We start from the raw sequence: 23,315 nt of genomic DNA, 5'->3' as shown, positions 1-23,315 counted from the left end.
TTATCAACCCCTATTTAGAAATTTTTTATGGAATAATTTTTGATGAAAGTCTTTAATATATTGCTACTAATTTAGCAATATATACTGTTAAAAACCTAAACAATATAACCATTTCCAGCACCCAAAACCAGCAAGCGTGAGAACAATTTTTCTTGGAATCGGTTGGTCTAGCAAAAATTACATTACTAATTCCAAGAAAGCGGAGCATTTGGATCATCTGGAATTTCATAAAAAGGCAGCCTATCAATTAACAGACTTTCTTCATCTCTACTAAGATCTCTTGTTACAATATTGCAAAAATCTCTATTGCTCCCAAAATTAGCTGTTACTGCAGTCCTTAAATCTTGATTTCCTGCCACAGCTTCCTGAAAGCTGCTGTTATTGGCAAGATGAGTTTCCAGCACAGGTTTTGCGTCATTACCAAATTTGTTTTTCACATTCAGAATAGCTTGTCCCAATTTATTTGTGTTGCTACTAATTAATTTTTCTGCCACTCCTTCCTGCAAAATACGACTACCTGCTAAGATCTCTCTATTTTCATTATCCTTCACAACCGCTTTCCCTATTTCATCTACCTTGGTATTCAAAAGGTGCTGAGTTACGTTATTGACTAACGTCTTCGACTCATCTATATTATCGCCTAAGCCACTTGCATTAAACAAATATTCAGCTAATTTTTCAGGGCTAACCTTCCCTTCAGTAATTCTTTTTGCTTCACCTTTCTCTATACTGCCAGCATTAAATAACAACTCAGCTAACCTAGAAGTGCCGACATTTTTTATTATATCTTCAATAAAGCTCTTTTGATCCCACTGATAATTCTCTGCTAGTGCATTCTTAGCATCGTTAAATACTAGTTCAGAAATCTTATACGAGCTAACTTTATCTTCGGCAATCTTTTTGGCTGCAAGTTGATCTAAGTTACTTTTATTAAAAAACAACTCAGCGAGTTTTATTGGATCAGCTTTATTTATAAAATCCTGCGAATTAAGATTTATTTTATTAGCAACATGAGTAGCAAGATTTTGACCAGTGCTATCAGTTATATCAAGTACTGTTTTTCCCAATATATCTTTATTTTCATCAGTAAGTAGCTGTACAGCGACTTCCTCAATTGATGGGCTTTTTCCATCTCTACCTGCCGGACCTTGAGGACCATCTGCACCTTTTGATCCCTGCACCCCCTTGTCTCCTAAAAAAGCTTTTGCTATCTTACCATCATAAGCATTTTCGTTATCAGCAGTTTGATCAAGAAATCTGCCTAATTTCTCCACTAAAATTGATTTCTTTTTCCCATCTCCTATATCCTCTGTTGCATCAAGTATTTTTTTCGTGAATTCTAAAATTTTTATATTAGAGCCATCAGCTTTAGCAAAATTACCCTTTTCTGCCAAAAAATCTTTTGCTGTTTTATTATCACCATATATTTCATATTTTTCATCAAGAAGCTTCCCTAATGTATTAACTAAAATTGAAGTTGCATTGGGATCATGTTTATAAAATAATTCCCTTGCTAATCTATTGATTCCGTCACTGTCACGAGAAATAAATCCTCTATCTGTATCTTCCTTAGTATATACATTTTCAACATCAACCTTTTTATTTAATCCTTCATCTACTTCTTCCTTAGTATATACATTTTCAACATCAACCTTTTTATTTAATCCTTCATCTACTTCTTCCTTAGTATATACATTTTCAACATCAGCCTTTTTATTTAGGTAAGCAAGCAGAACATCTCGCCTAGAAAATGTACTATCTAGTATCAAGTTAGAGATTCTATCACCCTTATCAAAATCTTTTGCATAAAATATCGCCTCCACTATGGACTTTTCTGCTAACTTCTCTTCAAGTACTGTATGTTCATCATTGTTAGTACTTTTCATATCAAGTAGACTTTTAAAAGCTGCCGCTAAACCTCCTACTTTATAGCTTATTTCACCTTGACCATCTTGTTTATATTTTAATTCCAGACTACCATTGCTTGCATCTAAAGTATACTTATTACCTTTCTCATCGCTCAAGGTTATAATTTTAACATTTTCCAAATTTGATATTGATGTGCCGTGATTATCTTTAAACTCTACATTAGGTGTCATATCACTTCATATTAATTAAAACGAAAGGATACGCAAAAAAAATATATTTTTTTATTAATACACGATGCAAAAAGAGCTTTATTCTATTTTAAATATAGAATTGCAATGAATTTTCCTTTTATTTCCAAATAAACTAATTTTCACTCTTTAACATTAATTACCACTAACTCAAATAACACAACCATTTCCAGCATTCAAAACCAAGGGTCGTGAGAAGAGTTTGTTTTGGGATGGATTGGACTACCAAGTGATACATTCGAACTTTTTTATATATCGATTTTGCTATAAGCTAAAACCATTCATATTAGCCAATTTTATCCACATCTATATACGAAACAATGTGCCTAACTTTGTTTCAATAACTTTATGTTTTTATTTTCACAACCCTATTTTACTCAGCTTGTTCTCACAAACGTATGTACTATTTTCACAACCCTGGAAATAGTCAATAAACAAATTTTTTGTGACGTTGATTGGTGTGATACTTCCACTAAAAACATCTTAGATACCTTCCATTTCATGGGCTTACCATCAACACAATTTTCAAAATCATTGCGAATCTACAGCAGCTTATGGCCAAAGAAGTACATCTCCATCATTTTATCACAGTTACGGTGTACACTTTCAACACCCCTTACCCTCGATGGTAACTCCTTTCTCTCTTAGATGTACTTGGCTGGGGATTTTGCATTGATGCTGATGGTAATGATAATTCAGACATCTGACTTCTAAGGCTTACATCTGTTGAGCTATGTGGAACACCAGCAACAATGAGATTTTCACTTAATAGTATCAACTCATCTTTACTACCAGCGCCTTGATTGAAAGAGACACCAATAAATGCCACATCATCACCCTCTGTTATTGATTTGATATTTTTACATCTTGCATACCCTTCTATCTGACCATCCGCATTCTGCAGCTTTCTATCAGCTTCCTTCTTTGTCGTTGAATACTTCACTTCAAACCCCATAGATACAGATTGTTTTAGCTCTTCTACTTTTTTCTTTTTATTAGGATTGTTGATATCTACAACTTGCATCATCATATCAGCTCTCAGCCCTTCTCCCACTTGAAACTCTGTAAGTACAGCAATTATCCTATCTCTATCTAAATCACTTAACCCAGTAAACAGCCCATCTAAAAAAGCCTTTAACCTGTTTTCATTACTAATCATTGACACAAAGGCTTTCTTTGGTTTCCCATCTCTATCACACATTAATTCTTTAATCATATCAAAAAAGTTCTTATACTCACCTAGCTCGAATTTATTCACACCCCTCCTTAACTTTTTCTCTTCTTCTTCAAATCTTTTTCTTAACTCTTCCTGTTGATAATCTATTGCTTCTTTAAATTTTTCAATCAGTTTCTTACGTAGAGTTCCTTTTATCCAAAGTAGAATTTTTTCCACTTTTCCTATGAACTTATTTTGTTCGGTCTTAGACCGCATTTCCCTTCCTATAGAAGACGAGTCTCTAAAGTAGTCGAAACGTTTTTTATTTTTAATTTCTACTAAATCCTGATCTAGATAAAAAGAGCCAGGTGAAAGTGCTGATTGGCTAGGTCCAGTTTTTTTGTAGCCGTTTACATATACCTCAATTAAATCCGGATTATTAACTACTTTTAAGCCAATTTCATCTAATACTTCTTCATAAAATGAATATTTGTTATACTCAAATTTCTTACTACCAGCTTCCTGCATATGAAAAATCACCACCCTATTTTGATTTTTTATTCCCTTAACAACAACCATATATGTAGTAAGATTGTTCTTTATATTCCCTCCTAATATATCTTTTCCTGAGTGGTTGAATAAGTACATATCAATATCTTTTGCTTTCTGAGGCTTTTTTAATAAAAGCAATTGCCCAAGTAAAAAACGACTTAAATAATCTTGTGTATATTGCTCTGGAGGAAATGTATAGTATAATTCTCCTAACAGACTTTTTACCTTACTTTTCTTATCCTTATCAGTCCCATAACCACAAACTATATCAAGTAAGGACTGCATAACAGGTTCTTTATTTCTTTCTATCTTAAATGGTGCATCAGAAATTATATATGTATCTTCTTGCTCATTAAGATTAACACCTATACAAATAGCCCTACCAGCATTTGTTAATATGCGGATTTTATTACGACGTAATCCCTTAGCGTAACTCTCTGCTTCTACTAATGCATTTTCTACACTACCCTTTGCTTTTAATTCCATTATTACCGGAATAGCCTTCCAAGAGCGACCTTCTCCTCTCACAAGCAACACAATGTCGCTATAACCTCTTCCTGTTAATAGTTCCAAGTATAGCCTCAAGTTATAGCGATAACGAAAGTTCATCAACATACCACTGATAAACCCATGCTGTGCTGCTTCTTTACCAATATTTTGTACAAGATTTTTTCCCTTGAGATCAGAGTAAAGTTTTTCAGCTTCTTGAATTGTCTTTCCAACAGCTTTTTTTGCACCATCAATATTTTCATTATTGTCTTCTTTGGCCAACTCAACTACACTTTCTTCTAAATTTTTATCTGCTTTGCAATCCACTTTTTTAAAACTTCCGTTAATTTCAGGATCATTTCCTTTTTGATTTGCTACTAAAACTTTAAACTTCCATTTTTGACCTTCTTCTTCAAGTATCTCTCTACCTATTAAAACCTTAGTTGCACTTAAACCCTTACCTATATTCTTTATTTCTGCTTCCAATTCACCATTAGACTTTCCATCTTTACTTTCTGAAAAAATAAACAGATGTTTTTTCTTTTCTTTTCCAGTCTCTGCAATGATATGTAACTTTTTTTCGACTAAGCAAAAGTATAAATCTTTTAGTCCAAGCTTTTCAGCAAGTTCTGTACTTCTTAAACTAGCAAACATACCACCAAAGAAATTTATAAAAAACCCTTCCTTTTCTGGCGCAGCAGAAGCCCCACTCGGTTTTGGTATTTGATCTAAGAACGAATGAAATCTTTCTTGAAAACTTTCATCACCACTGCTTGCATCGAACAGATACTGTATTAATTCTTTTTTCATATCAGATCCTATTTAGATACTTCTTTCTCAATAGAGCGAGTAGACTGTATATCACTCAAAGATGATGGTACAAAATCACCAGCAGCCTTACTAATAATCTCAGTTCCATCTTTCTTGGTAAGATGACTCACGCCACTTAGAGACGATTGTATACACCCACCATAATCCCCGATAGCTCTGGATCTAGGTTTTTGGACAGGAGACCGCTCAATACTCAAGGAAGGTAATGCACAATCATCATAAGCTCTGGTTCCAGGTCGGTCTTCTCTAATAGGAGCTACAATTTCAGAAAGTGACTTGGACCTAGCTCTAGGCTTAGCACGACCATACTGCTGAAACTGATTTATTTTAGACTTTATATCATCACGCAAACCATCATCTGACAATAATTCAGAAATTTTCATCATCGATTCCCTTATCTTAAATTCCTTGTGTAGCTTAGATGCTTCATTCCATTTCTCTTTGTAGGAAGGATTGTTCTCTAAAATCTCCTCTATAGCTCTTACAAAATTGCTACTGTACTTAGTATCACCAAGAACCTTACTCAACAGTTCTTTTCCACCTTGAATATACAAAGCACAACACGCTTTGCTTGAATTACGGAATGATTCAGCTATCTTCCCTTTACACCCTACTTCACTTGCAGAATCCAATATCTTCTCCAAAAGTTGAAATGCACCAACCATAGTAAGATCCAATAATACACGAATTGACCCAGGATCACCACCATCTAAATCACTAAGATAACACTTCTTATGCTCTGCAAACCTTGGCTCCTCCCATAACCAAACTAAGAAATCTTTCCCTACTTCCATCAACCCTTTGTTGGGTGCAGCTCCGGTCTGTCCTACCACACCATAAATAAAGCTAGTCAGTGAAATATTTTTTGTCTTCAAATGATCAATTAATTCCCTCACATGTCCAAATAAATAACTTGCCTTTAACTGATATACTATAGAATAACAGCCACGAACCTCAAAATCTCTCTGCAAGAGCATCTTATACTTATCAGCACCTAGACTAGCAAGACAAAAATCTATGACATTAGCATTGCTATGCTTGAGGCTGAAACTACTGGATGAAGTAGCATAAAGCGCTGTGTCAATTAAGATTTGATCAAGTTCGCTTTCTTTTATTTCTTCTAACTTATTACAAAAGAACTCAAGAGCTTCTATACATCCTTCTTCTTTCGCGCACTCAAAACCGTACTTCCATAAATCAACTTGGCTTCCATAGCTTAAGTTTTTATGATAATTCTTATTATATTTTTCTATTAATTCTTTTAGGTTATCCAGAACTTCTATATTAGGATTGATTTTGTATTTACCATCCTCATTTACAACATAAACATAATGTGACCAAAACTCCACGAGTCTAGAATAATCACTAAGTGTGTTTATCACAAACTCCTCCTCTGACTCTGAATCACTCTTATATTCATCTAGTGATGGAAAAGTGCTACGTATAATTTCCTCTGAGCAAAGCCAACAAGCAACTATATATCTATCGTAGTCATCTAATAGATCCTCATCGTCTGGTTTTTTTATACAAAGCAATTCTTTTAAAACAGATGCCCTATTAAGAATGGGGCCTCCATATTCTCTCTTTGTCCAATACTTTTCATCTGAGAAATTATTTAGCTTGTGAGCAACATAAGAGAGACCCGAACTCGTCAGAATCTTTGTCCCAAATGGTTTATACCATTCCTTAATCTGAAAGCGCTTTGCAGCATAATCTGGATCACTTTCCGGAACTGAATTTATAAATCCTTTTTCTTGTTCATTCATAGATTACATACCCCCATTTCATGTAAGCATGCTGAATTGTATGACATTTTTTCTTGCATGTAAATATTTCTCTTAAAGTGCTTCATAATCTTGATCTGTCTAGAAGTTTCAACTTTAATTAGATATATCTCTACTAGAGGGTGATGTAGGCAGAGAGAGCGGATAGCCTTTTTCTTCACTCTGATTTGTATGGGCAACTTTGCTGTCTCCTATATATCAGAGGCAATTTACATTAGCAAAGTATGAGGTATAATTTGTTAACTTATATGCTGTGGTATAATGCTTTATTAAATAGCTAGTGCAGTGGTTGTTATACGATATGACTGATGGAACAATTTTAAAGCAGAACCATACTTCGACATGCTCGGTTTTAGAGCATAAGGAAGGTGATCGTGGCTTAGATGACTCTTTCCCTTTCCTTTTAGAGCAAGGATATTGCTTCGTAGAGGTGCCAATGCTAACTACTGAAGACGAGAGGAGGCTGTTTGATGAGTTTCACAAAGAAATGCAGGATATACAGAAAGAGAGCAGCAAAGAGTTTCAAAAGACTTTGAACGAATCAAATGTAGATTGGACAAGAAGTTCCTTGGAGCGCATTAAATGTCTAGTTGATCGATACTTGTAAAAGGGAATAAGATTAAATTCACGTTATAATGACAAGAGAGAAAGAGTGGTAGATTTAGTATTTGAAGAAATAATAGGAGTCCTTCAGTCCACTACGACCACAGCTTCTGGTGGTGTTGCGTGCAGGTTTAGCGCTTCAGAGTATCTAGGCTATGGTGACGATGAGAATGAAGAAACAAAAGAAGAAAACATAAGAATATACAAAACATTGTTAGCAATTTGCTCCTAAGAGGTGGCAAAGTCAAGAGACGTCTTTTCCGTTACGATAGGATAGCACTCTCTACTGAGGGGTTTATAGATAATTCTGCTGAGCGTTTTGATGAGTACATCTCTAACCTTTGTAAAGAAACTAAGGAGCAAATGGAAAGTATAGCGCATGAGAGCATTTTAAATGCGGGTGGAAGGATTAAGAAAGAGTTAGAAGTGGAAATGGATAATGTGTCTTTATACGTGAAGTATCCACAGGGTAGTGTTATTCAACCTGCAGAGGTTATGAACAAGTGTGAAGTAGAGAAGCTGGGGTTAAGAATTTTCGTGCTGGGGGGAGGTAGCAGTGTAGGAAGAAGTGAGAAATTATACAGACCTTGCAGATGGTAGAAATGTAGTATTAGCTTTCCATACTAGTTTAGGAGAATTAGAAGTTAGATTATATCCTGATATGCAAGGTCTAATAAAGGTAGAAGTAAAGGATCAAGACAAGTGGAAAAAGTCAAAGAATTGTGAAGAAGAAGTGGGAAAAATTGCTTCTTAGAACCTGTTAAGAATCTTGGAAAGATGAGGTAAAGTAGGAATAGATTTAAGAAAGAGGTATATCTATGCAAAAAAGTTATCCAAGTGATATAAGTCGAAAGCAATTTGAAAAAATCAGAACAATTTTAGAAAATAGTAGAAAAAGAACAAAACCAAGAAAGGTTGACTTATATGATGTGTTTTGTGGAGTGCTATACGTCCTAAAAAGTGGCTGTCAGTGGAGAATGTTGCCAAAGAACTTTCCAAAGTGGGAAAACATATATTACTATTTTCAAACTTGGAATAAAAAGAATGGAGAAGAATCAAGTTTGCTAGAATTGGTCTTTAAAAAAAATTAGTTGGAGAGGTCCGTATCAACAATGGTCGAAAAGAGAAAACCAGTTTCTGTATAATTGATGCTCAAAGTGTTAAAAATACAGATACCGCTGAAAGTAAAGGCTATGATGCTGGTAAAAAGATTTCAGGCATAAAACGCCATATTGCAGTTGATACGCAGGGTTTACCACATGCAGTTTATGTAACAACAGTAGATACGACTGATCGTAGCAGTGCTATGAAAATGGTTGAAAGTGCACGAGAAAATCTCTCTGAGGTTAAAAATGTACTTGTTGATGCAGGTTACACGGGAGAAAAATTTGCAACTCAAATAAAAGATATTATCGGTGCAACGGTTGAGGTTATAAAGCGCAGTGAGTTACATTCTTTTGTTGTGCTGCCAAAGAGATGGGTTGTCGAACGCTCTTTTGCTTGGTTAGAAAAATTTAGACGATTGTGGAAAAATTGCGAGCGTAAACTTAATACTAGCCTACAGATGATTGTTCTCTCCTTCGTTTCTCTCCTATTACGAAGATTTTAAACAGGTTCTTAGGAGGTTTATCAGTTATTCAAGCCATAGAACAAGGTGTTTTCGCTAGATCCGGTGGATTAATACATCATGAAGTAGTAAGCGAGTCTGATAACAAGAAAGTTTCATGGGCAGAACGTGAAGAGTTAAGAAAGATTTTTGATTCTAGGGAAGAAATTGCTAGGTAGAAAGTATTCAATTGAGATTCATTACTACCCACGGCAATCTAAATAAGATTTTCTATCACAATCAAGTTATAGTCAATTGGAACAACTTTTCACATCTAATAAAAGTTCTAATTCTAAATTTAGAGTTGAAATTAGTAAGTGGAATGACTATATAGGGCTTGTATAATAAAAGGAGGTGCAACATGAGTAATATAGTTCATTCAAATAAAAACAATAATCGTGATAATTTTAGTGTAAGAGGATTGCAAAGAGCTGTTGATGAAATATTTGATAGCTTCTTCACAGGGTGGGGCTCAGAGCTTTCTAGAAGGGGTAGTAGTCTATTACCAGCTTGCGACTTTTATGAAACAAAAGAAAGCTATTGTCTCTCGCTAGAGCTACCAGGTATTTCCAAAGAAAACATAGATATCAGCATGTCTGGCGATAACTTAGTAGTGAAGGGTGAAAAGACGTGTGATAATGAGTCAAAAGATAAGCAGTTTTATCATCGAGAAAGATACTATGGCTCTTTCTATAGGTCTATTCAACTTCCAGTAAATGTAGAGCAAGATAAAGTATCTGCTAATTTTTCATATGGAGTATTGCATGTAACCATACCTAAGTCGGAGAAACACATCAAGAAAGTTGATGTAAAGTAATTAGAGCCTACCTCTCGCTTGGGGGCTTGTTCTTTGGATTGCCATGGGGAGTATGTGGAAAGTTTGCAGTTTTGTTGCTTCACCTTAGTTCTTCCGATGGTGTTCTGTGCAGTTACATGTGGCTGTGAGGTTTTTTGTAATATTTTAAATCTGCATTCATACCTGTGTGATGTCTGTTCAGCGGAGCGGTAGAAAACAGTTGAGAGTTAAGCAAAAGATCCATTTTTTGCTTTGGACTGTATAAAGTATTAAAAAATCAACCATATTATACCGTATTTAGCCAGTTTCATTCTAATGATTTTGCTTGTTTAAGCATTCTCGACCACTCCGCTGAACGGATACAACGAGCACATGACACAGTAAGAAGTAGATCTACTCATGTTATAGGAGCTTGTATGTCTTCCGGCTGCCAGTAGAAGGTTATAGCCAAGCCAGAAATCTTTAAGTCAACACAAATCAGGTGAAGGTAGAATATTATAGTCATCTAGAGTATTAAGAGTCTGTTGTGAAACTGCTTCTCTCGCTCCTGTATCAGATATCAGATTGTCCGAGATAACCATATTTGTGAAATCCTCTGTAAAATTTCCATCTTCTTTTCTTTTCATATCATGATTGCTAGAGCCAGAAAATATTTCCGATTTTTCCTTAAAAATCGATTCTTTACCTTTTTCTATTGTACTTTCCTTTACATCTGGTATCTCTAATACTTTCACGCTAGCATTTCCAGATTCATTAACAGATACCTGATTTTTATCGGCAAGTACCTTGGTAGTTATAGTGGTATTATCTGATAGATCTATTTCATCCTGAGCAGAATAATCTTCTACATTGCCTTGAACGGTTTTGGTATCCTCGATTGCATTGGGTATTCTATCAATTATGTCATGATAATCTATAGTTTTATTTACTGATTCTATTTTATTTTCACCAGCAAACACAGTTGTTTGCAAAGCCAGATCACCAGCTATTAACCCTTGATAATCCATATTATCCTCAAGACATTTCTGCATTGCAACCTTAACATTATTGAGGTTATCTACTGAATCTAAAATCACTCTTTTTAGTCGATTTACTTCATCAGAAATTAATTTTTGATCTATCAAATCAGGTGCTAATTCGATTACATTTCTATCCTCCGGCTCTCGAACTTTATCTGTATCTTTTGGACTTTGTATTACTAACTCTTCCAAAAAATTCCTTTCCACTTCAGAGTCATATGTTTTTTCCTTATCACAAACTTGATCAAGATATCCTACTAATTTTTCTACCGGAGTGGACCTTTCTTCCTCTTCTTCTTTTACACTAAGTATTTCATTTGTAAGATCTGGTGTTTTTATATTCGGATCATCAATCTTGGCAAATTTGCCTTTATCGGCCAAGAAATCCCTTGCTGTTTGATTTCTATCATAACCATACCACGGATATTCCTCATCAAGAAACTTTCCCAGTGTTTCAACTAATATTGATCCTCCATCAATGCGTTTATTGAGTATATCCTTTGCTAGTGCTCTATGTTCTGCAAGAGGAAAAAATTTTTCATTTGCTTCTGGCTTTTTATATACTTCAAAAGTATTAGCTTTCATTAATAATTGATTATCTACTTCCTCCTTATTATAAACATTATCAATATTAGCTTTAGTCCCCAATTTTTTTTCTATATCTTCCTTGAAATACACATTGCAAGTACCTACTTTGGCTTCTAACTTTCCATCTATTTCCTTCATGCTATACACACTATTTGCATCAGCTTTTTTATCTAGCTCAGATTTGTTGGCTTTTTCCTCTAGTGCTGACTTTAAATAGCTAGAGATATCATCTCTTCTGGCAAATGTGTGAGCAAGCACAGTGTCAGATATCCTATTATTATCATCACCTTTTGCATAAAGTATTGCTTCAACTATTGGCTTTTCTATTACTTTTTCTGCAAGCACTGTCACTTCATTGCCACTATCATCATAACGACCACTTTTCATGCTTAATAAACTTCCTAACGCTTCGACTAAACCGCTTACCTTGTACTCTGATTCAAATTGATTATGTTGTGCATATTTCAACTTTAGCTCGCCTTCTGATGTATCTAGACTATACCTATTACCACTACCATCACTCAATGTGATAGTTTGAATCTCGCTTAGAAAAGATATCGGCGCATTTGTACTATTCTTGAATTCTATACTAGCTGTCATAATGTTTTGCCCTAGTTTTAAAAATACAAAGTACATGAATTTTATTTCATTTCTATTAAATACTACTTCATTAATGTTAACCATTAATCGCTTGCAAGCTGTTATAGCATTTCTTATAATAACTCGGGTTAGTCGTAGAAAAGCAGAAGCAACTTATCATAGTTTCACATTCTTAAAAAGAAGTTAAGTAATTTGCTTGATTAAGCTACCACTTGGTGGTAAAATGAACCGTAGTTGTTTTTCAATAGCAAAAAGTGCAAGTTCAACTTTTGTGCTTTTGGAAAAAGTTTGTAAAAGTTTTGTTTTTTATAAGCGAATTAGTTATAGGTTGAAAGTGAAATTGGTCTCACAAAGAAATTTTCTAGTATGGTTGCTATTTTCTCTGTTTTATGCCTACCAATACGTATTGCGTGTAATTCCAAATATAATCGCACCTGAGTTAATAACAAAGTTTAATGTAGGAGCGACAGACATAGGACAGTTTTGTGGATTATATTATGTGGGTTTTGTTTTAGCACATATTCCCATAGGCATTCTCTTGGATAGGTTTGGTCCTAAAGTTGTTGTTCCGGTTTGCATTGTATTAACATCTCTAGGTACTTTACCTTTGTTCAGTTCCAACAGCTGGAGTTATTCTATTGTTGGAAGAATAATTACTGGCATTGGTTCCTCTGCTTCAGTACTTGGACTCTTTAAGGTGATAAGTACCTGTTATCATAGAGAAAAATTTACCTTTATGTTTAGCATATCAGTTATTATTGGCATTTCTGGTGGTGTGTTTGCTACCAAACCATTACATACTCTGTTTGATGAGTTTGGCTGGTATTATGTACTTACTGCCTTTATGATAATTGGACTGTCCCTCGCTTTAGCTATTTTTATGCTTGTGCCTAAAGCAGATAAAATAGATAAAGTAAGTGTTAAAAACTTAGGTAGAGCCATTCTCAATAAGAATATTTTTCTGGTAAGTTTGTTTGGTGGGTTGATGGTTGGGCCACTAGAAGGCTTTGCAGATGGATGGTCTGTGGCTTTTTTGCACGAGATGTACTCTATAGATATCCAAATTGCATATAGCATTTCAAAATGGGTGCTGGTGGGTTTTGGTCTTGGGATTTTATTACTCCCTCACGTGTTAGCAAAGTGCCCAACTAGGCACTATGAAATAATAATTTTTTGTGCTCTGTCTATGCTAGTAGTATTCTTGTTACTTTTCGTATGCAATATTAGTGCATCTTTGGCATGCATATTACTATTTATCATTGGCCTTGCTTCTGCATATCAGATAGTTGTCAATGCAAAGGTTGTAAGTTTTGTGAAGAATGATTTGGTAGCAAGTGCAGGTTCTATAAGTAATGCTATAGTTATGAGTTTTGGTTATCTTTTCCATACTGTTATTGCAGGTGTAATGAATTTCCATTGGGATGGTCAAGTTATTAACGGAGTTCCCTTCTACAGTGCCGGTGTAATGATAAAATCCATGTTGATAATACCTGTATGCCTGTTAATAGGAATGGCAGGCTTTTGTCTACTTACAGCTATAGCGTACTATAAAAAAGGTTAGCTTTACTCTAGTTACTCTGTTATGCTGATTCAGGTATGCTGTTTTGTATAAAGCTCAGAGAATTAGCTTTTTTATACCTTTTTATTTCCCAACCCTCGCATCGGGCTTAAGAACACTGTACAGTGCAAAATTTATATGACTAACCCCAATACCAACCAACTACCGCTAATAATATGTATTTTCATGATATACAATGCAATACTGCTTATCAATAATACTGTACCGACTTCATATACAGGTTGAAGATCTTCGCTATTTTCATTGACATCCTCATATGACCAATTGTCAATTTCTGTAACACTGGTTTGCTCTTTCACCTCAAAATCTTCTTCCATAATCCTTGGTTCCTCTACAGTAGCTCCTTCTGAGGTAGTAGTAATTTGGATACCCTTTTCATTTTTAAGTTTTCCAGCAATACCTTCCTATATTTTTTCGGTGTTTTCATAGTGCATATTGTTGTTTTTATAAATATTACAATGCTAAGCCATAAAACTTTTCCAATTGCTCACTCCACAGCATCGGTATTTCCCTCAAATCCACTAACCTCAAACTCCTTGGCTGCCTCCCATTTACTATATCTTCTTTAATCTTCGGAGCTAAATAATTTAATCTCAAAATTTGCTGTATACGTCTTGTACCTATATTAATTTTGGCACTCAGCTCCTTTACACTTCTATATTTTCCTTCCTCCAGTTGACATTTCCACAGATGGGCTCTTACCACTGCTTTCAGTAGCGCGTTGTTTGTTTTTGCTTCTGGCTCTACTACTGTGCATTTGCTTACTTTCTTCTTTAAATTGATTGGTATAAATTTTTCCTCTGATTCAGAACTCACTTCTATTCCATCCTCTCTCACCATTACTTTCTTTATTAACTTTTTCACTACTTCTTTCTGCTTTCCAAAACTTAAATTTTTCCATTCTTCTTCGGTCTTTTCTTTCCCATTTTCATATAGCTGCTCTGTCTTTCTCATCACTTCTTTTTCCACTTCTCCAGCAACTATTGTTCGGTTTATTGATTCACAATTCTTTCCCCTTAAGTGATTATTGCATACGTAATATCTATATCTCTTATTCTCTTTTTTTGCATACGTCAGTGTCATATTTACACCACAGCTCTTGCACTTAATTATTCCCTTAAGCAGTGCTTCCTCATATTTTGCTTTTCTATATGGTTGATTCTTTATCAATTCTTGTGCTTTTTGCCATTTTTCTTCCTCTATTATTGCCTCATGCTTTCCCTCATACTCTTTCTCATAATGCCGTATTTTTCCCATATATATTGGATTTGTTATTATTCTTCTCACCGTCGCCTTTTTAAAGGTATCTGCTTTCGTTCTGTAACCTTGACTATTTAGCTCCCTTGCCAGTTCTGCCATTGACTTCAGCTCCAAATATCTTTCAAATATATGCTTCACTGTCTTTGCTTCTTTCTCATTTATTATTAATTCTTTATCCTTTACATCATATCCAAGCGGTAAAGTTCCACCCATCCATAATCCTTGCTCTTTTGATGTTGCTATTTTATTTTTTACTCTCTCTACTATCATCTCTCTTTCTAATTGTGCTGCTCCTGATAACACCGTTTGTACGAACTTTCCCATTGGCGTATTATTGTCAAATATCTGCGTTACTGCTACAAAATTTACTCGATGCCTTCTAAAAAATGATGTTACTTCAATGCTGTCTTTTGTTTCTCTTGATAGCCTATCCAGAGTATATACCACTACACAATCTACTTCTCCTTTTTTTACATCTTTAAATAATTCCTTTATTGCTGGTCTTTCTAAGTTTTTTCCTGAATAGCCTCCATCATCGTACCTTTTAGCCAATGCTACCCAGCCCTCTCTGCTCTTTATGTACTTCTCACATGCTACTCGCTGCGCATCAAGACTGTTAAACTTTTGTTCTAGACCATCTTCATTTGATTTTCTCGTATATATCACACATCTTACTTCTTTTAGCATTTTCAACTTCCCTTTTGATCACGCATCCCAAATAATAAAGGTCCATTGTAGCTCATTCCCATTATTTTTCCTGCCACTGCTGACAATGACGTATAAAACTCTTCTTTGTAGATTAAACCCTTGTCTGTTACCATTACTGCATGCGTCTCTTCTCCTCTCTCTAGTATTAATTCTGTCCCTTCTACTGGTAATTTATCACTACTTATTCTTTTTCCCTTCTCTAGCCGATCTGCCAGATACTCTAGTCTTTTTGTCCCCTTTCTTGACATTTCTCCATATACTTTTTCCTGCATTCTATAAGCTAATCTTGGTATCAGATATTTCTTTGAGTATCTAGGTGCTTCTTCCACAAATACCTTCTTCCATATTTTTCTCAGCTCATCCAAAGGTTTTCTCTCTAAATTCATTACTTTCTTTTCTATTTCTTTCTCCATATTTTTAGCCCTTCATAAATAGCTTTTCAATTCTGTCTGTTTCTTTCTTTAATACCTCGGTTATCTTTTTGCTATTTTTCGCATAATCCATCGCTGTCATTCCAAATTTATCCGCTTGCTCTATTTCTCCTCCAGCTTTCACTAGCTCCTCCACTATTTCTTTTTCACCTACCATGCACGCAAGGTGTAGAGGTATGCATTTATTTCCATATTCCTCAGCATTTACGTCTGCTCCTGATTTTATCAATTCCCTCACGATTTCTAGGCGTTTCTCGGTTACCGCTAGATGCAGTGCTGTATATCCTCTTGCATCTGCTGCATTCACATTCGCTCCTTTTTCAACTAATAACCTCACTGTTTTTGCGTCTGCTGCATAATGTAGAACTGTTCTTCCATTCTCGTCTCTTGCATAAATATTTTTATATGAGTTCTCTAATAGTAACTCCTCTTTCTCTTTTTTACTCATAACTACCTCACCTTTCCTTTAAATTGAAACCCCTTTTTTAAGCTTTCATTCTCACTACCTCATCTATCATTTCGTTCACTTGGCTCATTATCTTGCTTGCCAAATTTTTACATTCTTCCTCTATTAGTGACTTATCTTTCTTCCTTATTTCTCCTATCTCTATTATTTTTAGCTCCGGCATATAGCTCCCATTCAACATGTCTGCTATTTTTCCCACTAGCCCCTCTATTCCATAGCAGGTCAGTTTTCTACTTTTTGTTATTCCACCTTTTTCTCTCAGAAATTTACTCGCCTTTTCACTCTCTTTGCTATCACACAGACAATACTTTTCACTTTCCCAGATATAGTACATTGGTGTTGCACCATACTTATTAAGTTGATTAACTTCAGCCCCTGCTTTTACTAGCTCTTTTATTATTTCAACTCCTGCTCCTCCTATTTTGCATGCAGAGTGCAGTGGAGTACATCCAGTGACATATTGAGTAGCATTTACTTCTGCTCCTTCCCTTAGCAGCACTTTTACATTTTCTAAACTTTTTGCGAATACTGCACAGTGTAGTGGTGTATAACCATTTTTATCTCTTGCATTTACCTCTGCCCCTTTTTTTATTAATAACCTTACTGTTTTGTAATCAGAGATTTCCGCTGCATGGTGCAATACTGTTTCTCCTTTTTCATCTCTTTTATTAATATTTTTAAATCCATTGCTTGATACTTCTTTAAAAAACTTACTAAAAGATTCTTTCTTTTCTTCGCTGAATCCCATTTCATACCTCACAAAATTAGCTTTTCTAGCGTCAGATAAATTTCTTATGTTTACCTGCTGCTATTCAAGTTATGTCTGTTTTAGCATAAGAAAGCAAGTCTTTTTCTTTTTATTTCATACACTTTAACCTATTATTAATATAATATATGAGGATCCAAATATAAGTATTTAACTTATTACACATATTGCTTGACTATTTTTCCAACTTCTGTGCAAGTGTCGATGTTCGTGCCACTTCAATACTCCCGGGTAAAACACTAAAATGTAATTTTCCGGTTCATGTATTGAATCCTTTTGCTTTGAATCCAATTCGTTTTCAAAATGAATGTAGTGTTCTGCTACGCTAAATTTTATTATTTTGGGGGTAAAGAAATTCTTTACTTGATAGTGGTGAACGGCAAAAAATCTTTCTAAAATTGGCTTGTATTTTAAATTCCACAGTTCTTCAGATAGCTTATCACTTCCCAGTAAAAACCTTTTTCCCCTCTCTTCTATACTACTTACTGGAAAACAAGCGTTTATTTCTCCTAAACTCCAATTGTCCGATAATACTATCTGCGCTTTCGCAAACTTTATTGCCGGTAATAAGCTCTGTGGTAGCGGATATAATGCTTTTAAATTGTACCACTGATGATTTCTTTCATAGATGCCTTTATAATCCTTTGTGTGAGGCTCTGTTTCTCCAAGTACTGCTACATCTAATCGATATATGTCATTACTAAATGTTTGTTCATAATGGTTGCGTAGATAACTCTCTATAACCTTAATTGACGTAACACTAAACCTGAAGAAATTTACTCTTCCAAACGATAACACCGGTCCATCTTTTTCTATTTTTACCCCTGAATAGTCAGAAAGAAGATCTCCAAATAAACTCTCATCCAATATAAATCTCTGCGCATTATAATAATCGTTAAAAATTCTCATCAATCTGGATCTTGCAGGTAATGATAGTTTTGTCAGCTCTACTACTGCATCTACAAAAAAGTCATTTGGAACATCTCTTATTCCTATTTGCAACTCGAAAAAATGTTTACCAGGTGGCTCCTCAATAATTGTAATATCTTCTATATTTGCCCATTTGAGCGCTATTTTAAGTGATGCAGGTGTTCCTCTCAGTCTTTGAAATTTTACTCCTTCTACTATGGCTTTTCTTCTATCTTTTACCCAGCGCAGTATTTCTTCTAAACCATATTCTTCTATTATCCAAGGCAATGTTTCTTCTTTAAGACTAAACTTAAATCCTCTGATACAGCTCGGATCAACCTTATAATCTGTTGCATCAACCAGTGCTTGCTCTTGCTTTGTTGCGTTTGGGGGGAATAGCATTACTCAATCTTTAAATTTCGCAAATTTGCACACTCGTTACCTAGCACCACAACATCCTCTTTTGGCTCTATTAATTCCACATTTTCTACACCATCTACAAATAGATTCGCTATTATCCATGATCTTGTTACACTCCACCCTAATCTTTTTGCTAATTCAAACTTCTTAATAAACTGCTTCTTGATTTCTTCCTCTGATATTACAGGACTTATGCTCATTCTGCTGTGAATATCTATTTCCGTAATATTGCAACCAATTACTGTTATCGTATCTGTTAAAACCCTTATATCATCTCTAGTAACCTGCTTTTTTACAATTTTAAGTAGCTCTTCTAACACTATGCCAGTTGTGGATAATTGTGTTGATAAGATTGAAATTTGTACTTTCCCTGGTATAGTTGATTCCACTAGTGCATCTTTTACTCTACTATCTGCTGACAGTGCATGATATCGATAGTGTTCTTTGCTTCCACACGTGCTTGAGCCCACTATTTTTGCTTTAATTCTTTTTCTAAATCGTTCGTCATCTTCTTCTTTCTGCCTCTCCACTCCGTAAAACTCAGCTAAATTATCAAGATCTTCTCCCGTTGCAAATTTAAGTAAATTACCCTTTACAGCTTCGTTTATCCTTTGTCTGAGCAAAAGTTCTCTCCACGCTGCTACTTCCAGAACCTTCATTGCTGGATCGGATTCTACTAATGCTGAAAAGGTTTCATCTCTACAGACTAACTCTTCCTTCATTCTTGAAAATATTTCCTCGAAATTTGGCTTTTCTACAATATTTAGCTGCTGCATCTTTACACTACAATTCCTTCAAGATGAATGTCTTTCCCGTTTGGCAAGTACAATCCTTCTAGATCAAGTATTACCTTTCCCTCCTTTACTTCTTTCATTTTTACTTTTTCCAGTTTAAACCTCTTTTCCCATTTCCCTAAAGCTTCTGCAGTCGCTGCATAGATTTCCAAAGTTAAATCTCTATTTATTGGCTTATCCACTAACTCAAATAATCTCGACCCATAATCCCTTCTCATGATTCTACTGTTAATAGGAGTGGTTAATATATCAATTATTGATTGTTTTAAGTGTTCCAAACCTTCTAACACTTTTCCTGTTTTAGCATCCATCCCTTTCATTTTTAGCCTGCAAACACGTCTTCACTGCCTTTTATTACTTTAAACCCACATGAAACTATATCTCCTACTCTTCCTACACCAAGACCATTTGCAAACACTGTTTTTGATCCTTGAACCATTACTTCTCCTTCACTAAAACTTTCTCCTTGTCTGCACATTGGCTTACCATTTACAAAAACATTGTTACTCCCACTAATGCAAAAATGCGGTGTTACTTCTACACAATAATCTCCTACTCGTACAACCGATTTATTCATTTAATTAAGGTTTATTCTATCTGCTTTCAGTTTTATTTCGCTCTTCGTCATCTCTATGCTCGATTCCCCAGCTTTCAGTGTTATTTTGTCTACTACTTCAATCTCTAAATGATGCTTCTCTTTATCATATAACAATCTTGTTCCATCCTGAAACTTCACACTATTTATTCCTTTTTTATTCTCTGGTGCAGGGTATTTTTCCTGGTATATCCCTCCTAACACCACTCCTAACGATAATTCACCAAGAGGAGAAAATACCATAACTTGCTCATCAATATCTGGAGGAGACCAATCTCTATCTTTTCCTGCTTTGCTTGTTATCCATGGCAACCAATCTGTTAAAAATTCGCCTATTTTCACTCTTACTTTTGCTTTTTCATAATCTACTTCTTTTACAACTCCTATACGAATGATATTCGCTAATTTTCTACTTAGCTCTGAAATCGCAAAACTATGATCCAACATGTACGTTACCTATCTCTATAATATGCGGTTTAATTCCAGTTTCTGACCACACTGACTCACCAATATGTATCTCATGAACCCAATCAACTACCCAAACAAGATATGCATCTAATTCGGGTCTAAATCCGTCAATTTCTGCAGAGATAAACTCTCCTGGTGAAATATTTTTCACGTTCCAAGTATTTTTATTTACTAATCTTGCTACTTCTGCTGCGAATGACCTTACAACTACCGAGGAATCCTCGACTGTTCCATCAACTACAATTCTTGCCTCAAACCTTGCTTTTAGCGCTAATTCTTCTGTTCCTGGATCATCTCCTTTTTCAAGATTGCTAAGTTCCACAAAAACCGCTGGTGCTAACAGTTCTTTCCTTATTGCTGGATAAATTTCACATGTCTGTATAGCCGGTATTTCTTCCTTCAGTGTGCTGCAAATTGCTTGATGTAAATCTTTCCAGAACTTTATCATGCATATAATTTAACTCATGTAATGTATAAAATATTTTTCAAATACCTTTTCAACTTCATAATTAACAAGATTCCCTATTATCCTTGAAGCCTCAGGTTCTAGTGGCAACTTAACTTCCTTTATTGGCAATGCTGCTCTTCCTTCACGTTTAAACATACCGCTATTTCCTTTTGGCATAACTGCTGCAAATCCTCCTATAAACTCATGCTTTCCTACTTTCGATCCTCTTCTTGTTTTTTGTATTTTGCCAATTGTCGATGCTCTAATGTCATAGAGATTTGCTCTAATTAACACTTCTAATCTGCTAGTTTTCGCCTTAAAAATTCTTAATCTCTTTCTTATCAAACTTAATTTTATCTGCTTTTCCTCACTGATTTCCTTAGCTGCTTGCGCTTTTAACCATAGTGCCGTTTTGTTTAATGCCTTTACCGTTGCTAATTCTACTTTTCTTCTTTTAGCATTTACACTTTCTATTACCTCAACTTCTATATGAACAGACATTTTACACCCCAGAAGCTTTTATTTTCCACGTTATTCCAGACTTGTCTCTAAGTGGCGGTGAGTGTACTTTATACCTTCGATCACCTATAACAAAAACATCTCCTACTATTGGCTGCAGTACATCAAACGCACTTACTTCTAACGCTAAAGTTTCTTCCACAAATTGTCCTTCACCAATCTCGTATAATTTATCTGGCTCTTGCTTTAATACCTGTACCATATATGACTTATCCTTTGATTTATATAAAGCCACTTCTCCTAAATGGGCAAAACAATCTTTAAATAGTCTCTTAATATTCTCTTGCATATTTCTTTTAATATACTAACCTTTATATGCTAAGAAAGCGCATACCGGTAGAGTCGTTCTGTGCCTCACCAACTTGTAATTACTCTACCAGTATGTTACGCTATAGCGACTTTTACTAACACTCCAGGTCTGTGGCACATTGGAAGAGGATTTGACTGCGTATGTAAATCTGTTCCTCTATCAAACCTCCTTGGTTCTTGTTTTGCATAGAGTGGCTGTCCAAGAGTATTTACTGTCTCATTAAAATCTGCTGGTGCAAAATATGTCGTAAATGTGCTCGCTGTTCCTACTGGAAAACAGTGCCCTGTATCTCTTTCTATAAACCTTCTTACGGTTCCTTCAGGATCTGTTGCTTGCCCTCTATATTCCTCAAACGTGATTCCACAAAACGTAAATCCTGATCTCATATCATTCCTTAGCGCTGCTCCTTCTTGCCATCTTTCATATGCTTCTTTTACTTTAGCATGAGAAGTGAGTGCATCAAAAAACTCAGGACTTACCAAGGCATGAATCCCGGTCATATATTCACCACTTAGATTATCTTCTATGTGCCGCAATATTTCCAGACACTTACGTTTTACATCTGTTGTTGCTGTTCCCAGTGCAAAATTTACTACTTTTGGTGTTATTTCAAATTCGTTGTACAGATTTAATAATTCTGACCCATCAGCATCTAAAATTATTCCTTTCAGCGCTCCCATTCTCAAATGTTCCAACGTTATTGCATGTTTGTTTCTCATTAGCTGCAAATGATCCGTTACTACATCTGCCAGCGCTTTAAGTTCACTCTCTGATCCAAATGCCCTTATTCCCTGTACTTCCTCTGGTAACACTACATCATCATGTGGAATATGTGGAATCGTAAACGTTCTTACCTTTCTTTTTCCTCTTTTTCCTACTGTTGCTGGTGCTCCTGGAACTTGTGTTGGCAACAGGCTTAAAACTCCATTATGTTCTTCTATGGTGATATGTCTAAATCTTACTGACCTATTTGGAAACAAGTTTAAATTTTCAACACGTCCATAATTTATCGGCAATATATTTATCGCATTTGTTAGCGCCGTCATGCTAAATGCTGTATTTGTAAATGGATTTTGCATTTTTTCTTTTCCCCCTTTTGTATTTTTAATAGTTTTTTTAAGCTCCCTTGCGGATAATGATCCCTCGTCCTTCAAGTTGCTTTATTGCTTCAGCTTTCTGTTCTTCAGTGATATTTGCTGGCCACACAACTGCATGATCTGCTAGTATTGCACCACGAGTAATAATTACTGCTTTGGCATTTTCTGTCGCATTTACATCACTTACTACCGCACCTATCGCTGTTTGTGTACCATCTGTTCCAGCAGGATTAAGTACTCTAATAAAACCATCTTCCGTCTTTTTGGCAACTACTGCACCAAGCTTAAGATTTTGACCTTTAGCTACTGTTATTTGGTCTCTTGAATATAGGTTGGACACTTCATATTTCAGAAGATCGCCTAAATTATTTCCTTCAGTTATACTTATCATGTCTTTTTCTCTC

Annotated in this window: 26 protein-coding genes; 7 read left to right on the top strand and 19 right to left on the bottom strand. The window is 35.2% G+C overall.

Translation table 11 applies throughout. The annotated features are described in order from the left end of the window. Positions 1-185 precede the first annotated feature (185 nt). From AAGD76_RS00875 to AAGD76_RS00865, 3 genes are all read right to left on the bottom strand, one after another. Entirely contained in the window at positions 186-2,099 is a 1,914-nt protein-coding gene (locus AAGD76_RS00875) for a hypothetical protein (protein ID WP_341820212.1), read from the bottom strand. 634 nt (positions 2,100-2,733) lie between these two features. Beyond that, positions 2,734-5,124 carry a hypothetical protein gene (locus AAGD76_RS00870; protein ID WP_341820211.1) on the bottom strand — a complete coding sequence of 797 codons (2,391 nt, stop codon included), beginning with the start codon at positions 5,122-5,124 and terminating at the stop codon, positions 2,734-2,736. 8 nt (positions 5,125-5,132) lie between these two features. Then, positions 5,133-6,911, bottom strand: a complete 1,779-nt coding sequence (locus AAGD76_RS00865) for a hypothetical protein (RefSeq protein WP_341820210.1) — start codon at positions 6,909-6,911, stop codon at positions 5,133-5,135. A 319-nt stretch (positions 6,912-7,230) separates the two neighbouring features. Here AAGD76_RS00865 and AAGD76_RS00860 point away from each other — a divergent pair, with 319 nt between their 5' ends. The 6 genes from AAGD76_RS00860 to AAGD76_RS00835 all read left to right on the top strand — a co-directional run bounded on the left by AAGD76_RS00860 (position 7,231) and on the right by AAGD76_RS00835 (position 9,955). Further along, the gene (locus AAGD76_RS00860; protein ID WP_341820209.1) at positions 7,231-7,536 is read left to right on the top strand and encodes a hypothetical protein; all 306 of its coding nucleotides are present in this window, start codon (positions 7,231-7,233) and stop codon (positions 7,534-7,536) included. Positions 7,537-7,581: 45 nt separating this feature from the next. Continuing rightward, positions 7,582-7,764, top strand: coding sequence for a hypothetical protein (locus AAGD76_RS00855; protein WP_341820208.1), 183 nt, complete (start codon positions 7,582-7,584; stop codon positions 7,762-7,764). Beyond that, positions 7,755-8,132: a hypothetical protein gene (locus AAGD76_RS00850; protein ID WP_341820207.1), complete on the top strand. Its 378-nt coding sequence runs from the start codon at positions 7,755-7,757 to the stop codon at positions 8,130-8,132. The genes AAGD76_RS00855 and AAGD76_RS00850 overlap by 10 nt, the downstream gene beginning before the upstream one ends. Next, positions 8,101-8,286 carry a hypothetical protein gene (locus AAGD76_RS00845; protein ID WP_341820206.1) on the top strand — a complete coding sequence of 62 codons (186 nt, stop codon included), beginning with the start codon at positions 8,101-8,103 and terminating at the stop codon, positions 8,284-8,286. The genes AAGD76_RS00850 and AAGD76_RS00845 overlap by 32 nt, the downstream gene beginning before the upstream one ends. Before the next feature lie 64 nt (positions 8,287-8,350). After that, positions 8,351-9,141, top strand: a protein-coding gene (locus tag AAGD76_RS00840) for an IS5 family transposase (RefSeq protein ID WP_410529794.1) whose coding sequence is annotated in 2 segments (ribosomal slippage) — positions 8,351-8,620 and positions 8,623-9,141 — 789 coding nt in all. Because the reading frame shifts where the segments join, the coding sequence is not laid out codon by codon here. A 358-nt stretch (positions 9,142-9,499) separates the two neighbouring features. Then, entirely contained in the window at positions 9,500-9,955 is a 456-nt protein-coding gene (locus tag AAGD76_RS00835; protein ID WP_341820204.1) for an Hsp20/alpha crystallin family protein, read from the top strand. Positions 9,956-10,401: 446 nt separating this feature from the next. On the opposite strand, the gene AAGD76_RS00830 is transcribed toward AAGD76_RS00835, so the two are convergent. Continuing rightward, complete coding sequence (locus AAGD76_RS00830; RefSeq protein WP_341820203.1) at positions 10,402-12,225, bottom strand: hypothetical protein; 1,824 nt, start codon at positions 12,223-12,225, stop codon at positions 10,402-10,404. A 139-nt stretch (positions 12,226-12,364) separates the two neighbouring features. On the opposite strand from AAGD76_RS00830, the gene AAGD76_RS00825 reads away from it, so the two are divergent. Continuing rightward, positions 12,365-13,702, top strand: coding sequence for an MFS transporter (locus AAGD76_RS00825; protein ID WP_341820202.1), 1,338 nt, complete (start codon positions 12,365-12,367; stop codon positions 13,700-13,702). A gap of 131 nt (positions 13,703-13,833) precedes the next feature. Here AAGD76_RS00825 and AAGD76_RS00820 read toward each other — a convergent pair whose 3' ends face one another. The 15 genes from AAGD76_RS00820 to AAGD76_RS00750 all read right to left on the bottom strand — a co-directional run bounded on the left by AAGD76_RS00820 (position 13,834) and on the right by AAGD76_RS00750 (position 23,302). Then, on the bottom strand, positions 13,834-14,037 hold the full coding sequence (locus AAGD76_RS00820; RefSeq protein ID WP_341820201.1) for a hypothetical protein: 204 nt from the start codon (positions 14,035-14,037) through the stop codon (positions 13,834-13,836). A gap of 136 nt (positions 14,038-14,173) precedes the next feature. Then, positions 14,174-15,667 carry a recombinase family protein gene (locus AAGD76_RS00815; protein ID WP_341820200.1) on the bottom strand — a complete coding sequence of 498 codons (1,494 nt, stop codon included), beginning with the start codon at positions 15,665-15,667 and terminating at the stop codon, positions 14,174-14,176. Between the two features lie 2 nt (positions 15,668-15,669). Next, positions 15,670-16,101 carry a DUF2924 domain-containing protein gene (locus tag AAGD76_RS00810; RefSeq protein ID WP_341820199.1) on the bottom strand — a complete coding sequence of 144 codons (432 nt, stop codon included), beginning with the start codon at positions 16,099-16,101 and terminating at the stop codon, positions 15,670-15,672. 4 nt (positions 16,102-16,105) lie between these two features. Further along, complete coding sequence (locus tag AAGD76_RS00805; RefSeq protein ID WP_341820198.1) at positions 16,106-16,567, bottom strand: ankyrin repeat domain-containing protein; 462 nt, start codon at positions 16,565-16,567, stop codon at positions 16,106-16,108. Between the two features lie 37 nt (positions 16,568-16,604). Continuing rightward, positions 16,605-17,333 (bottom strand): ankyrin repeat domain-containing protein, encoded by a 729-nt coding sequence (locus tag AAGD76_RS00800; RefSeq protein ID WP_341820197.1) that lies wholly within the window; start codon positions 17,331-17,333, stop codon positions 16,605-16,607. A gap of 168 nt (positions 17,334-17,501) precedes the next feature. Then, complete coding sequence (locus AAGD76_RS00795; protein ID WP_341820196.1) at positions 17,502-18,662, bottom strand: phage tail protein; 1,161 nt, start codon at positions 18,660-18,662, stop codon at positions 17,502-17,504. Further along, positions 18,662-19,456 (bottom strand): baseplate J/gp47 family protein, encoded by a 795-nt coding sequence (locus AAGD76_RS00790; RefSeq protein WP_341820195.1) that lies wholly within the window; start codon positions 19,454-19,456, stop codon positions 18,662-18,664. The genes AAGD76_RS00795 and AAGD76_RS00790 overlap by 1 nt, the downstream gene beginning before the upstream one ends. A 2-nt stretch (positions 19,457-19,458) precedes the next feature. After that, positions 19,459-19,794: a GPW/gp25 family protein gene (locus AAGD76_RS00785; RefSeq protein WP_341819734.1), complete on the bottom strand. Its 336-nt coding sequence runs from the start codon at positions 19,792-19,794 to the stop codon at positions 19,459-19,461. 2 nt (positions 19,795-19,796) lie between these two features. Further along, positions 19,797-20,051 (bottom strand): PAAR domain-containing protein, encoded by a 255-nt coding sequence (locus AAGD76_RS00780; RefSeq protein ID WP_174516944.1) that lies wholly within the window; start codon positions 20,049-20,051, stop codon positions 19,797-19,799. Next, positions 20,052-20,516 (bottom strand): phage baseplate assembly protein V, encoded by a 465-nt coding sequence (locus AAGD76_RS00775; protein ID WP_341820193.1) that lies wholly within the window; start codon positions 20,514-20,516, stop codon positions 20,052-20,054. It abuts the gene before it with no gap. After that, positions 20,503-20,985 carry a hypothetical protein gene (locus tag AAGD76_RS00770; RefSeq protein WP_341820192.1) on the bottom strand — a complete coding sequence of 161 codons (483 nt, stop codon included), beginning with the start codon at positions 20,983-20,985 and terminating at the stop codon, positions 20,503-20,505. The genes AAGD76_RS00775 and AAGD76_RS00770 overlap by 14 nt, the downstream gene beginning before the upstream one ends. Positions 20,986-20,994: 9 nt before the next feature. Then, positions 20,995-21,486, bottom strand: a complete 492-nt coding sequence (locus AAGD76_RS00765; protein ID WP_341820191.1) for a phage tail protein — start codon at positions 21,484-21,486, stop codon at positions 20,995-20,997. A gap of 1 nt (position 21,487) precedes the next feature. Further along, positions 21,488-21,793 carry a hypothetical protein gene (locus AAGD76_RS00760; RefSeq protein WP_006012884.1) on the bottom strand — a complete coding sequence of 102 codons (306 nt, stop codon included), beginning with the start codon at positions 21,791-21,793 and terminating at the stop codon, positions 21,488-21,490. 95 nt (positions 21,794-21,888) lie between these two features. After that, positions 21,889-22,893, bottom strand: a complete 1,005-nt coding sequence (locus tag AAGD76_RS00755; protein ID WP_341820190.1) for a major capsid protein — start codon at positions 22,891-22,893, stop codon at positions 21,889-21,891. A 37-nt stretch (positions 22,894-22,930) separates the two neighbouring features. Beyond that, the gene (locus tag AAGD76_RS00750) at positions 22,931-23,302 is read right to left on the bottom strand and encodes a head decoration protein (RefSeq protein ID WP_341820189.1); all 372 of its coding nucleotides are present in this window, start codon (positions 23,300-23,302) and stop codon (positions 22,931-22,933) included. Between the last annotated feature and the right edge of the window lie 13 nt (positions 23,303-23,315).

The sequence above is a fragment of the Wolbachia endosymbiont (group A) of Cydia strobilella genome (assembly GCF_964026745.1).
In the GTDB taxonomy this organism is placed as follows: domain Bacteria; phylum Pseudomonadota; class Alphaproteobacteria; order Rickettsiales; family Anaplasmataceae; genus Wolbachia; species Wolbachia pipientis.
Note: the sequence above shows the minus strand (reverse complement) of the source record. Positions and strands in the feature narration are given on the sequence as shown.